At 70.2% G+C, this 12228-nt stretch carries 12 protein-coding genes; all 12 read left to right on the top strand.

The genetic code is table 11. The features are described from left to right. The first annotated feature begins 476 nt into the window (after positions 1–476). The 12 genes from ACFQ4O_RS10415 (at position 477) to nusB (ending at position 12033) form a co-directional block, all read left to right on the top strand. On the top strand, positions 477–812 hold the full coding sequence (locus tag ACFQ4O_RS10415) for a flagellar basal body protein (RefSeq protein ID WP_378775626.1): 336 nt from the start codon (positions 477–479) through the stop codon (positions 810–812). Between the two features lie 25 nt (positions 813–837). Beyond that, positions 838–1248 (top strand): flagellar basal body rod protein FlgC, encoded by a 411-nt coding sequence (gene flgC / locus ACFQ4O_RS10410; RefSeq protein ID WP_378775625.1) that lies wholly within the window; start codon positions 838–840, stop codon positions 1246–1248. A gap of 23 nt (positions 1249–1271) precedes the next feature. Next, positions 1272–1577, top strand: a complete 306-nt coding sequence (locus ACFQ4O_RS10405; protein ID WP_378775624.1) for a flagellar hook-basal body complex protein FliE — start codon at positions 1272–1274, stop codon at positions 1575–1577. Between the two features lie 25 nt (positions 1578–1602). Then, the gene (fliQ, locus tag ACFQ4O_RS10400; protein ID WP_378775623.1) at positions 1603–1869 is read left to right on the top strand and encodes a flagellar biosynthesis protein FliQ; all 267 of its coding nucleotides are present in this window, start codon (positions 1603–1605) and stop codon (positions 1867–1869) included. A gap of 21 nt (positions 1870–1890) precedes the next feature. Continuing rightward, positions 1891–2652, top strand: a complete 762-nt coding sequence (gene fliR / locus ACFQ4O_RS10395) for a flagellar biosynthetic protein FliR (RefSeq protein ID WP_378775622.1) — start codon at positions 1891–1893, stop codon at positions 2650–2652. A gap of 7 nt (positions 2653–2659) precedes the next feature. Further along, a complete protein-coding gene (flhB, locus tag ACFQ4O_RS10390) occupies positions 2660–3724 on the top strand; it encodes a flagellar biosynthesis protein FlhB (protein ID WP_378775621.1) in 1065 nt (354 codons plus the stop codon). 136 nt (positions 3725–3860) lie between these two features. Then, positions 3861–6386: a cell cycle histidine kinase CckA gene (gene cckA / locus ACFQ4O_RS10385; RefSeq protein WP_378775620.1), complete on the top strand. Its 2526-nt coding sequence runs from the start codon at positions 3861–3863 to the stop codon at positions 6384–6386. A gap of 135 nt (positions 6387–6521) precedes the next feature. Then, positions 6522–7601 (top strand): recombinase RecA, encoded by a 1080-nt coding sequence (gene recA, locus ACFQ4O_RS10380; protein ID WP_378775619.1) that lies wholly within the window; start codon positions 6522–6524, stop codon positions 7599–7601. 164 nt (positions 7602–7765) lie between these two features. After that, the gene (alaS, locus tag ACFQ4O_RS10375; RefSeq protein WP_378775618.1) at positions 7766–10417 is read left to right on the top strand and encodes an alanine--tRNA ligase; all 2652 of its coding nucleotides are present in this window, start codon (positions 7766–7768) and stop codon (positions 10415–10417) included. Between the two features lie 14 nt (positions 10418–10431). Continuing rightward, positions 10432–11046 (top strand): riboflavin synthase, encoded by a 615-nt coding sequence (locus tag ACFQ4O_RS10370; protein WP_378775617.1) that lies wholly within the window; start codon positions 10432–10434, stop codon positions 11044–11046. Between the two features lie 36 nt (positions 11047–11082). Next, positions 11083–11568 carry a 6,7-dimethyl-8-ribityllumazine synthase gene (ribH, locus tag ACFQ4O_RS10365; RefSeq protein WP_378775616.1) on the top strand — a complete coding sequence of 162 codons (486 nt, stop codon included), beginning with the start codon at positions 11083–11085 and terminating at the stop codon, positions 11566–11568. A 3-nt stretch (positions 11569–11571) separates the two neighbouring features. After that, the gene (nusB, locus tag ACFQ4O_RS10360) at positions 11572–12033 is read left to right on the top strand and encodes a transcription antitermination factor NusB (protein ID WP_378775615.1); all 462 of its coding nucleotides are present in this window, start codon (positions 11572–11574) and stop codon (positions 12031–12033) included. Positions 12034–12228 lie beyond the last annotated feature (195 nt).

Here is a 12228-nt window from a genome sequence, read left to right as displayed (position 1 = left end):
GAGGCGCGGCTGGCGGGAGCGGCCGCTGCCGGCCGCGCCGCCGATGCGCCGCCCGCCCAGGGCGCGCAGAGCCCAGGTCACGACCACGACCAAAAGTATCAGCCCGACGAACAGCAGGATGAAGCCGACGGGGGCGGGAATCTCGACGCCGAAAATCTGGTTCAGCACGCGGTCGGTCCTCGATCTCAGATGGCGCGGCGCTGGCGGACGCCGCCCATGTCGCGTCGCCCGCCGACAGAAAGGCGACGAACGGATTTCGTCATAGACAAAGTCACGGACGAAATGAACGGAAAGTTAACGCCATTAACAGTCTGTTAACCATCCGCAGGGCAGATTTTGCCGAGGTCGGGAGGCAATTTGCAAATCGCGTCCCGTTCCTGGCAGGCCGTGGTGAGACGTCAAGACAGTCCCCGCCGGAGAAGAGTTCGGTGACCAGCTCCATAGAACCGCCGCTTCTGTCGGCGCTGAAGTCCCGCATGCAGTGGCATTCGGCGCGACAGAACGTGCTCGCCGAGAACGTCGCCAACGCGACCACGCCGGGCTTCCGCTCCCACGATCTCGCGCCGTTTCCGGCCGAGGCCGACGGGCTCGCGGTGCGCCGCACCGACGCGCGGCACCTGACGCTGACCTCGACCGGCCCCGACGGACGGCCGCAGGCCGCGGGCTCGTTCGAGCGCACGCCCGACGGCAACGCGGTCGTGCTCGAAGAGCAGATGATCAAATCGGCCCAGAACCAGATGGACCATCAGATGGTCTCCTCGCTCTACGGCAAAAGTCTTGGGCTGCTGCGCACGGCGATCGGCCGCCGCTGAGCGGCGGGGTTAGGGGAGAACGGTCATGGATTTCGCCCGCGCCCTCGGCGTCGCCGCCTCCGGCCTCAAGGCCCAGGCCGGCCGCATGCGCGTCATCGCCGAGAACCTCGCCAACGCCGATTCGGTCGGCCGCACCACCGGCGCGGAGCCCTATCGCCGCAAGATTCCGACCATCACGTCGGAGTTCGACCGCGAACTCGGCGCGCGGGTGGTGGAGCTCGGCCGGGTGGAGCGCGACCGCTCCAACTTCCGCATCAAGCACGAGCCCGGCCATCCGCTCGCGGACGCCTCCGGCGACGTGCGGCTGCCCAACGTCGATCCGCTCATCGAGCAGATGGACATGCGCGAGGCCCAGCGCACCTACGAGGCCAACCTCAACATGGTCGGGTCCGCCCGGCGCATGATCGCCCGAACGCTCGACATCCTCCGCGCCTGACCTCCGTCCCCTGGAACCCTCCCATGACCACCTCCGCCCTCGCCGCAAGCGCCTACGCCAGCCTGGCCGATCTCGGCACCGGCTCCTCCTCCGGCCGTCCCGCCGCCACCGGCGGCGGCTTCGGCGACATGCTTGAACAGGCCATCTCCGGCGTCGCCGATAAGGGCCGCGCCAGCGAGGCCCGCGCCATGGAGGCCGTGGCCGGCCGCGGCGACGTGGTGGACGTGGTGACCGCCGTCGCCGAGAGCGAACTGGCGCTGGAAACGCTGGTCAGCGTGCGCGACAAGGTCATCGCGGCCTATGAGGACGTGATGCGGATGCCGATCTGACGGCTTCGCCCGCGGGAGACGCGCGATGAACGGCGGCGAAGTGCTCGACGTGGCCCGGGACGGGCTGTGGACCATCCTGCTGGTGGGCGGGCCGCTGATGGCCGTCACGCTGGTGGTGGGCGTCGTGGTGTCGCTGTTCCAGGCGCTGACCCAGATCCAGGAAATGACGCTCGTCTTCGTGCCGAAGATTCTGGCCCTGTTCGTGGCGCTGCTGCTCGCGCTACCCTTCATGGGCGACGCCATGGCCGGCCACATGGCCCGAATCGCCGGGCGCATCGCGTCGGGCGGCTGATCGGGCCCGCGGGAGAGGGCCATGCGGATCGAGTTCCTGCCGACCGACATCGCGGCCTTCGTCTTCATCTTCGCCCGCGTCGGCGCGATGGTGATGCTGATGCCGGCGCTCGGCGAGGAGAACGTGTCGGCCCGCTTCCGGCTCACCATCGCGGTGCTGCTGACGCTGGTGTTCTGGCCGTTCGCGCGGCCGCTCTACGCGCTCGACGCCGCCCAGCCGCTCGGCCTCATGGGGCTGCTGCTGGGCGAGATCGCCGTCGGGCTGACGCTCGGCGTCGTCGCGCGGCTGGTGATGTCGGCCTTGTCGACGGCGGGCTTCGTGATCGCGAACCAGCTCGGCCTCGGTTTCGTCACCACCGTCGATCCGACCCAAGGGCAGCAGGGCGCGCTGATCGGCACCTTCCTCACGCTGGTGGGGGTCGCGCTGATCTTCGCCACCGACCTGCACCATCTCGCCATCTCCGCCATCGCCGGCAGCTACGAGGCGTTCCAACCGGGGGTGATCCCGGACACGGGCGACGCCGCCCAGCTCGCCCTGAAGACCGCGGCCGAGGCTTTCCGCATCGGCGTGCAGATCTCGGCGCCGTTTCTGGTGTTCGGGCTGGTGTTCAATCTCGGGCTCGGGGTGCTCTCCCGGCTGATGCCGCAGCTTCAGGTGTTCTTCATCGCGACCCCGCTCACCATCGCCGCCGGTTTCCTGCTGCTCATTCTGGTGATCGGCCTGATGATGGGCGTGTTCCTCACCGACATGGGGCAGACGCTCCGCAGCCTGTCCGGGCGCTGAGGGGCCGATGGCGGGCGAGGACGAAGGCGGCGAAAAAACCGAAGAACCGACCCAGAAGAAGCTCGACGACGCGCTGAAGCGCGGCGACGTGGCCAAAAGCCAGGAGCTCAACACCTGGTTTGGCATGGCGGCGGCGACGCTCGCGGTCTCGATCTTCGGCGACGGTGTCGCGTCCGACCTCGCCCAGGCGCTGCGGCGCTTTCTGGCGGAGGCGCACCTCTACTCCATGGACGGCGGCGCGCTGATCCGGCTCGCGGGCGGGCTCGGGCTCGCGGTCGCCGCCGCGCTCGCCATGCCCATGCTGGCGCTGATGGCGGCCGCCATCGCCGGCAACGTGGCGCAGCACCGCTTCGTGTTCTCGACGGAGTCGCTCACGCCGAAACTGTCGAAGATCTCGCCGGCGTCCGGCTTCAAGCGGCTGTTCTCGGCCGAGAGCCTCGTCAACTTCCTGAAGGGGCTCGTGAAGATCGGCGTCGTCGGCGCGGTCATCACCATGGTGGTGTGGCCGGAGCGGGCGCGGGTCGCCTCGCTGGTCGCGGCCGATCCGGCCCAGATGCTGGGGGCGATCAAGTCGCTGGCGCTTCGGGTGCTCACCTCGGCCGCGGCGGTCTATGCGGCGGTCGCGATCGGCGACTTCATCTGGCAGCGGCGGCGCTGGAACGAGCGGCTGCGCATGTCGGTGCAGGAGATCCGCGACGAGCACAAGCAGCAGGAGGGCGATCCGCACGTCAAGGCGCGCATCCGCCAGATCCGCGTGGAGCGCTCGCGCAAGCGCATGATGGCGCAGGTGCCGGGCGCGACGGTGGTGATCGCGAACCCGACCCACTTCGCGGTGGCGCTGAAATACGAGCCCGGCATGAACGCGCCGCTCTGCGTGGCGAAGGGCGTGGACAGCGTCGCGCTGCGCATCCGCAAGGTCGCCGAGGAGGCCGGCGTCGAGGTGGTGGAGAACCCGCCGCTCGCCCGCTCGCTGCACGCGGCGATCGACGTCGACCGCGAGATTCCGGCGGAGCACTACAAGGCGGTCGCCGAGGTCATCGGCTTCGTCATGCGCAAGAAGAAGCGGCGGTGACGGACGGCGTCGCCGAACGGAGGGCGCCGGCTTCTTGCCATGAGGCGGCGGCGTCTTCATGGTCCGAAACCGCGCCGTTGCGGGTGCGAATCGGTCCGCCGCCGACGGGGCGGCGAAAAGCGTGGCGCGAGGGTGCATGAGCAGCGTGGCCGAAGGAGGTCCGATGCGCGGCGAGCCGCCGATCGACCGCAGCGGGCGTTCCGGCTCCGTCGGACTGGTCGTGCTGCTGGCCGCCGCGCTGGTTGGCGCGGCGATCGCCGTGTCCTTCCTGAGCGGCGAGACCGCCCAGCCCTGGATTCTCACGCTGCTGGCCGCGCTCTCGATGGTGGGCGTGTTCGCGCTGTTCGCCGGCGCCGTGGGCCTGATCCAGCTCGGCGGCCGCGGCGCGCGCGACGATCTGGCCCGCGCCATCGCCGCCACCTCCGACGAGGGCGTGCTCGTCACCGACGCCGGCGGCCGCATCGTCTACGCCAACGACGCCTATCTCGACCTGACCCGCGCGGAAGGCGCGAACTCCGCCCGCACGGTGGAGCGGGTGTTCGCCGGCAACGCCGACGTGGCGGAGGCGATCTACCGCCTGTCGCAGGCGGCCCGCGCCGGCCGCCGCGCTCATGAGGAGACCCGTGTGACCCTGCCCGAGGGGAGGGGCGCGTGGTTCCGCATCGGTGTGCGCGCGATCGAGCGGCCGGGCGGCGGCGGGACCGAGACCGTCTGGACGCTCGCCGATGTGACGCGCGAGCGCGAGCGCCACGAGAACGTGTTCCAGGAGCTGCAGCACGCGGTCGACTTCCTCGACCACGCGCCGGCCGGCTTCTTCGCCGCCGAGGGCGACGGCTCCATCGTCTACATGAACGCGACGCTTGCAGGCTGGCTCGATCAGGACCTGACGCGCATCGGCGTCGGGCTTCGGCTGCGGGAGATCCTCGCCGGCGACGGGGCGGCGCTGGTGGAGGCGGTTCCGGCCAAGCCCGGCGAGGTGGCGACCGAGATCATCGACGTGGACCTCAAGGCCCGCAGCGGACGGTCGCTGCCCGCGCGGCTGCTGCATTCGGTGGCCTGGGCCCATGACGGCACGCCCGGCGCCTCGCGCACGCTGGTGCTCGATCGCGGGCCCGGCGCTGACGTCTCCGAGCCGTTGCGGGCGGCGGAGGTGCGCTTCGCCCGCTTCTTCAACAACACCCCGCTCGCCATCGCCACCGTCGACGCGCGCGGCCGGGTGATCCGCACCAACGCGCCTTTCGCCAAGCTGTTCGGCGACCGGCTGCGGGGCGACGCCGCCGAACGCTCCATCGTCTCGGCGCTCGACGGCGAGCGGGAGCGCGGCGCGCTCGAATCCGCCGCGGCGCTCGCCGCCGCCCGCGCGGGCGAGGTCGAGCCGGTGGACGCCACGCTCGTCGGCGACGGCGGACGCTCCGCGCGCCTGTTCGTGACCCGTGTGGACGACGCGGACGGCGACGGCGAGGCCGCCGTGGTCTACGCGCTCGACACCACCGACCAGCGGGCGCTGGAGGCCCAGTTCGCCCAGAGCCAGAAGATGCAGGCCGTCGGCCAGCTCGCCGGCGGCGTGGCGCACGACTTCAACAACGTGCTGACCGCGATCATCGGTTATTCCGACCTGCTGCTCGCCAACCACCGGCCGACCGATCCGTCCTTCCAGGACATCATGCAGATCAAGCAGAACGCCAACCGGGCCGCGAGCCTGGTGCGGCAGCTGCTGGCTTTCTCCCGCCGCCAGACCCTGCGCCCGCAGGTGATCGCGCTCGGCGACGTGCTGGCGGAGCTGCGCATGCTGCTCTCCCGCCTGCTGGGCGAGAAGGTGAAGCTGGAGCTGGTGCACGGCCGCGACCTGTGGCTGGTGAAGGCCGACCTCAACCAGTTCGAGCAGGTCATCATCAATCTGGTCGTGAACGCCCGCGACGCCATGGCGGACGGCGGCGTGGTGACCATCCGCACCCGCAACATGGCCGCTGCCGAGATCCCGGCCATGGGCCATCGCGGGCTGGTCGCCGCCGACTACGTGATGATCGACGTGGAGGACACCGGCTCCGGCGTTCCGGCGGAGATCATCGACAAGATCTTCGAACCGTTCTTCTCCACCAAGGAGGTGGGCAAAGGCACCGGGCTCGGCCTGTCCACGGTCTACGGCATCGTCAAGCAGACCGACGGCTATGTCTTCGCCCTGTCGGAGCCGGGCAAGGGCGCCGTGTTCCGCATCTTCCTGCCGCGCCACGTGCCGGCGGAGGTGGAGGAGGCCAAGCCGGCAGCCGTCGCCGCCGCGCCGCAGGACATGACCGGGCGCGGCACCGTGCTGCTGGTGGAGGACGAGGACGCGGTCCGCGCCTTCGGCGCCCGGGCGCTGGCCTCCCGCGGCTACACCGTGCTCGAGGCCCGGTCGGGCGTCGAGGCGCTGGAGCAGATGGAGAGCCACGGCGCCGAGGTGGAGCTCGTGGTCTCCGACGTGGTCATGCCGGAGATGGACGGGCCCTCCCTGCTGCGGGAGCTGCGCAAGAAGCAGCCGGACCTCAAGATCATCTTCGTGTCCGGCTACGCCGAGGACGCGTTCAAGAAGAACCTGCCCGAAGGCGAGACCTTCGCGTTCCTGCCGAAACCCTTCACGCTCAAGCAGCTGGTGCAGGCGGTGAAGGAGACCATGGGCGGCTGAGCGCCGCGCCATGGCGCGGAGCTTGGCGCTCAGGACAGGTTCCGAGTTCTGTTCCTGTTGTGTTCCGTGAACGAAAATGGTACGAACGGCTTCGTTGAAGGTCCGGCGCGGGCCATGTCATAAGGAGCCGACGCGATGTCTCAAGCCAATCTCCGCCTCGTCGAAGGAAGCTCCATGGACAAGACCAAGGCGCTGGACGCCGCGCTCGCCCAGATCGACCGCGCGTTCGGCAAGGGCTCGATCATGCGCCTCGGCGCCGCGCAGACCGCGCTCGACATCGAGACGGTCTCCACCGGCTCGCTCGGGCTCGACATCGCGCTCGGCGTCGGCGGTCTGCCCCGCGGCCGCATCGTGGAAATCTTCGGGCCGGAAAGCTCGGGCAAGACCACGCTCGCGCTGCACACGGTGGCGGAAGCCCAGAAGAAGGGCGGCGTCTGCGCCTTCGTGGACGCCGAGCACGCGCTCGATCCGGTCTACGCCCGCAAGCTCGGCGTGAACCTGCAGGACCTGCTGATCTCCCAGCCGGACACCGGCGAGCAGGCGCTCGAGATCGCCGACACGCTGGTGCGCTCGGGCGCGATCGACGTGCTGGTGGTCGATTCGGTCGCCGCGCTGACGCCGCGCGCCGAGCTCGAAGGGGAGATGGGCGAGGTCCAGCCCGGCCTTCAGGCCCGCCTGATGAGCCAAGCCCTGCGCAAGCTCACCGGCTCGATCTCCAAGTCGCGCACCATGGTCATCTTCATCAACCAGATCCGGATGAAGATCGGCGTGATGTACGGCAGCCCGGAGACGACCACGGGCGGCAACGCGCTCAAGTTCTACGCCTCGGTCCGCCTCGACATCCGGCGCATCGGCGCGATCAAGGAGCGCGACGAGGTCGTCGGCAACCAGACCCGCGTCAAGGTGGTGAAGAACAAGGTCGCCCCGCCGTTCAAGCAGGTCGAGTTCGACATCATGTACGGCGAGGGCGTGTCCAAGACCGGCGAGCTGATCGATCTCGGCGTCAAAGCCGGCATCGTTGAGAAGTCGGGGGCCTGGTACTCGTTCGACAGCCAGCGCCTCGGCCAGGGTCGCGAAAACGCCAAGAGCTTCCTCCGGGAGAACCAGGAAATTTCCGACAGGATCGAGTCGGCGGTGCGGCAGAGCGCCGGCGTGCTGGCCGAGAAGATCCTCGACCGCGTTGACCCGAACGACCCGGACGTGGACGCCGACTGACGCAAGGAGATGCAGGCGGCGTCGGTTCGGCGCCGCCCGTATGGCCTTGCGCGCAAGGCTTTCTGGACAGTCGCGGGGGGCGCCCCCTATGGTGCGCCGCGCTTCGCTCCGGCTTCCCGCCGGGCGATCCACTTCTGTCCCGAGCGAGCGGTTCGACCACAGCGATGAGCGGCGTCAACGAGATTCGAAAGACCTTCCTGGACTATTTCCGGAAGGAGGGCCACGCGGCCGTGGCCTCGGGGCCTTTGGTGCCGCGCAACGACCCGACGCTGATGTTCACCAGCGCCGGCATGGTCCAGTTCAAGAACCTGTTCACCGGCGTCGAGCGGCGGGATTACACGACGGCGACCACGGCGCAGAAGTGCCTGCGCGCCGGCGGCAAGCACAATGATCTCGACAATGTGGGCTACACCGCCCGGCATCACACCTTCTTCGAAATGCTCGGCAATTTCTCGTTCGGCGACTACTTCAAGGAGCGCGCGATCGAGCTGGCCTGGGGGCTGGTGACCAAGCATTTCGATCTGCCGAAGGATCGCCTGCTGGTCACCGTCTACATCGACGACGACGAGGCCTATGGCCTGTGGAAGAAGATCGCCGGCTTCTCCGACGACCGCATCATCCGCATCGCGTCCTCGGACAACTTCTGGGCGGCGGGCGACACCGGTCCCTGTGGACCGTGCTCCGAGATTTTCTTCGACCAGGGCGATAAGCTCGCCGGCGGCCCTCCGGGCAGCGCGGACGAGGACGGTGACCGGTTCCTGGAGTTTTGGAACCTGGTCTTCATGCAGTACGATCAGGTCACGCCCGGCGAGCGCAGCCCATTGCCGCGGCCGTCGATCGACACCGGCATGGGCCTCGAGCGCATCTCCGCGATCCTGCAGGGCGCCTCGTCCAACTATGATATCGATCTGTTCAAGGCGCTGATCGCGGCCGCGGTCGAGGCGACTGGAGTGCCGGCGGAGGGCGCGGCCCGGGCGAGCCACCGCGTCATCGCCGATCATCTGCGCGCGGCGAGCTTCCTGGTGGCGGAGGGCGTGCTGCCCTCGAACGAGGGGCGCGGCTACGTTCTGCGCCGGATCATGCGCCGCGCCATGCGCCACGCCCAGCTGCTCGGCGCGTCCGAGCCGCTGATGTGGCGGCTCGTGCCCGCGCTGATCCGGGAGATGGGCGCGGCCTATCCCGAGCTGGTGCGCGCCGAGGCCCTGATCTCCGAGACGCTGCAGCTCGAAGAGGTGCGTTTCCGCACCACGCTGGCGCGCGGCCTCGGCCTGCTGGACGAGGCGTCGGCCGGGCTTGGAGAGGGCCAGAGCCTTGCGGGCGAAACCGCGTTCAAGCTCTACGATACCTATGGCTTCCCGCTCGATTTGACCCAGGACGCGCTGCGGGCGCGGGGCGTGTCGGTCGATGTGGACGGCTTCAACGCCGCCATGGCGCGGCAGAAGGCGGAGGCCCGCGCCGCCTGGTCCGGCTCCGGCGAGGCCGCCACCGAGACAGTGTGGTTCCCGATCCGCGAGCGCGTCGGCGCGACCGAGTTCCTCGGCTACGGCGCGGAGCAGGCGGAGGGCCAGGTCGTGGCGCTGCTGAAGGACGGCGTCGAGGTCGAGCGGCTGTCGGCCGGCGAAAGCGGTCTGCTCGTCGCCAACCAGACGCCGTTCTACGGCGAGTCCGGCGGTCAGGTCGGCGACGCGGGCGCGCTGTCGGCGCCGGGCGTCGCGGCGGTCGTCAACGACACGCAGAAGAAGCTGGGCGACGTCTTCGTGCACGCGGTCGAGGTGCGCGAGGGCGCGATCGCGGTCGGCGACGGCCTGACCTTCACCGTCGATCACGAGCGGCGGCGCAAGGTGCGCGGCAACCATTCCGCCACCCACCTGCTGCACGAGGCGCTGCGGCTGACGCTCGGCGACCATGTGGCCCAGAAAGGGTCGCTGGTGGCGCCGGACCGGCTCCGCTTCGACTTCAGCCATCCGAAGCCGATCTCCGACGCCGAACTTGAGCGGATCGAATCGATCGCGAACGACATCGCGCTGCAGAACGCGCCGGTCGTCACCCGCGTCATGGGGCTGGAGGAGGCGCGCGCCTCCGGGGCCCGGGCGCTGTTCGGCGAGAAGTACGGCGACGAGGTCCGGGTCGTGTCCATGGGGCGCGGGCCGGAAGGCGCGGCTTGGTCGATCGAGCTCTGCGGCGGCACCCATGTGGACGCGACCGGCGAAATCGGCGCCATCACCATCGTCGGCGAGAGCGGGGTCGCCGCGGGCGTGCGCCGGGTCGAGGCGCTGACCGGCGAGGCGGCGCGGCGGCATCTGGAGGCGCAGAACGCGCGCGTGGCGGACATCGCCGCGTTGCTGAAGGCGCCCGAGGGCGAGATCGTGACCCGGATCGAGGCGCTGCTCGACGAGCGCAAGAAGCTCGAGCGCGAGCTGGTCGACGCCCGCAAGAAGCTGGCCATGGGCGGCGGCGGGGCCGACGGCGCGGACGCGGTGCGGGAGGTCGCGGGCGTGAAGCTGTTCGCCCGCACGGTCGAGGGCATCGAGATGAAGGACCTCAAGAGCCTGGTGGACGAGGCGAAGAAGTCGATCGGGTCCGGCGTCGCCGCGATCGTCGGCGTCACCTCCGAGGGCAAGGCCGGCGTGGTGGTCGGCGTCACCGCCGATCTCACCGCGCGCTTCAGCGCCGTCGATCTGGTGCGCGTCGCGTCCGCCGCGCTTGGCGGATCGGGCGGCGGCGGCCGGCCGGACATGGCCCAGGCCGGCGGGCCGGACGGGGCGAAGGCGGCCGAGGCGCTCGACGCCGGCGCCGACCGCCTCGCCGCGGCGTAACGGGCGCGAACCTGATGTTCACCGGCATCGTGACCGACGTGGGCGAGATCGTCTCCCGGGAGGCGGAGGGCGAGGTGATCCGTTTCGTGATCGCCGCGCGCTATGACGCCGCAGGCGTCGCGCTCGGCGCCTCGATCGCCTGCGACGGCGTCTGCCTCACGGTGACGGCGGTCGAACCCGCCCGCGCCGGATGCCGGTTCTCCGCGCAGGCGGGACCGGAAACGCTCGCCGTGACGACGGTGGGCGGCTGGACGGTCGGCCGGCGCGTCAATCTGGAGCGCGCGTTGAAGATCGGCGACGAACTCGGCGGCCATGTGGTGCTCGGCCATGTGGACGGCGTGGCGCGGATCGTGGCGCGTGAGGACGGGCCGGAGACCGTGCGCTTCACCTTCGAGGCGCCGGCGGGGATCGCGCGGTTCGTCGCGGTGAAGGGCTCCGTCTGCCTCGACGGGACCTCTCTGACGGTGAACACGGTGGAGGGGGTGCGCTTCACCACGCATCTCATTCCGCACACGCTGCACGAGACGACCTGGGCCGACCGCCGTGTGGGCGACCCCGTCAACATCGAAGCGGACATGATGGCCCGCTACGCCGCGCGCCTTGCCGAGGCGCGCGACCTCGGGTACTGAGCCGTCCTCTCACGGATTTCGAGGCTTGTCGTCCCCATGGCCGAACCCAAGCGCCGCGTCGGCGGCGTAGAGCAGACGCCCGCGCGCGTGCTCGTCGTCGAAGCGCGGTTCTACGACGCGCTGGCGGACGAGCTTCTGAAGGGCGCGCTGCGCCGCATCGAGGCGGCGGGCGCCCATTGCGACGTCGTCAGCGTGCCCGGCGCTCTGGAGATCCCGGCGACCATCGCCATTCTGGTGCAGGCGGCCTCGTCGCGGCACCAGCCCTATGACGCGGTGGTGGCGCTCGGAACCGTCATCCGCGGCGAGACCACCCATTACGAGATCGTCACGGAGCAGAGCGCCCGGGCGCTGATGGATCTGTCGGTGGCGCTGCGGCTTCCGCTCGGCAACGGCATTCTGACGGTGGAGAACGAGGCGCAGGCGACGGCGCGCGCCAGCGTCGACCAGATGGACAAGGGCGGCGACGCGGCCGAGGCGGCGTTGGCCGTGCTGCGCATCAAGCGCGCCGCAGGGTGCGTCTGAGCCATGGCGAAGGGCGAGAACCGCTCCGCCGCCCGCCTCGCGGCGGTGCAGGCGCTGTATCAGATGGACATCGCCGGCACGCCGCTGCCGGACACGCTGGCCCAGTTCGAATCGCACTGGATCGGCAAGGAGATCGACGGCGACGAGTACAAGCCGGCGGAGGCCGCGTTCTTCCGCGATCTCGTCGGCGGCGTGCTGAAGGAGCAGCGGGCGCTGGACCCGCTGGTGGACCGCACCCTTCAGGCCGGCTGGCCGCTGAAGCGGGTGGAGGCGATCATGCGCGCCATCCTGCGCGCCGGAGCGTTCGAGCTCGGCAAGCGCAAGGACGTGCCGGTGAAGGTGGTCATCACCGAATATGTGGACATCGCCCACGCCTTCTTCGAGCGGGACGAGGCGGGCATGGTGAACGCGGTGCTCGACGCCATCGCGCGGCAGGTGCGCGCGGACGATTTCGCCAAGAGCTGAACCGGGTTTAAACGGCTGAAACGTCGAGTTTGAAAGGCCGGGGCGGCGAACCGCCCCGGCCTTTTGCGTTGTCGGGCCTCAGACGGCGCCGGCGAGGATCGCGACGCCCGCGAGCGCCGCGACGCCGCCGGCCGCGCGGGTCACGAGGCCGCCATGGGCCTCGCTCGCCTTGCCGATGAGAGCGCCGAAGCCGAC

This window comes from Methylopila musalis (assembly GCF_042679725.1).
GTDB lineage: Bacteria > Pseudomonadota > Alphaproteobacteria > Rhizobiales > Methylopilaceae > Methylopila > Methylopila musalis.
The sequence above is the reverse complement of the archived record's forward strand: the minus strand, read 5'-3'. Positions and strand labels throughout refer to the sequence as shown.

Excerpts from the sequence above, each read along its gene's own strand:
- recA (WP_378775619.1), top strand. The coding sequence starts at position 6,522 with ATGTCTCAAGCCAATCTCCGCCTCGTCGAAGGAAGCTCCATGGACAAG.
- alaS (WP_378775618.1), top strand. The coding sequence starts at position 7,766 with ATGAGCGGCGTCAACGAGATTCGAAAGACCTTCCTGGACTATTTCCGG.
- ACFQ4O_RS10405 (WP_378775624.1), top strand. The coding sequence starts at position 1,272 with ATGACCACCTCCGCCCTCGCCGCAAGCGCCTACGCCAGCCTGGCCGAT.
- fliR (WP_378775622.1), top strand. The coding sequence starts at position 1,891 with ATGCGGATCGAGTTCCTGCCGACCGACATCGCGGCCTTCGTCTTCATC.
- ACFQ4O_RS10415 (WP_378775626.1), top strand. The coding sequence starts at position 477 with ATGCAGTGGCATTCGGCGCGACAGAACGTGCTCGCCGAGAACGTCGCC.
- cckA (WP_378775620.1), top strand. The coding sequence starts at position 3,861 with ATGAGCAGCGTGGCCGAAGGAGGTCCGATGCGCGGCGAGCCGCCGATC.
- ribH (WP_378775616.1), top strand. The coding sequence starts at position 11,083 with ATGGCCGAACCCAAGCGCCGCGTCGGCGGCGTAGAGCAGACGCCCGCG.
- nusB (WP_378775615.1), top strand. The coding sequence starts at position 11,572 with ATGGCGAAGGGCGAGAACCGCTCCGCCGCCCGCCTCGCGGCGGTGCAG.
- fliQ (WP_378775623.1), top strand. The coding sequence starts at position 1,603 with ATGAACGGCGGCGAAGTGCTCGACGTGGCCCGGGACGGGCTGTGGACC.
- flgC (WP_378775625.1), top strand. The coding sequence starts at position 838 with ATGGATTTCGCCCGCGCCCTCGGCGTCGCCGCCTCCGGCCTCAAGGCC.
- ACFQ4O_RS10370 (WP_378775617.1), top strand. The coding sequence starts at position 10,432 with ATGTTCACCGGCATCGTGACCGACGTGGGCGAGATCGTCTCCCGGGAG.
- flhB (WP_378775621.1), top strand. The coding sequence starts at position 2,660 with ATGGCGGGCGAGGACGAAGGCGGCGAAAAAACCGAAGAACCGACCCAG.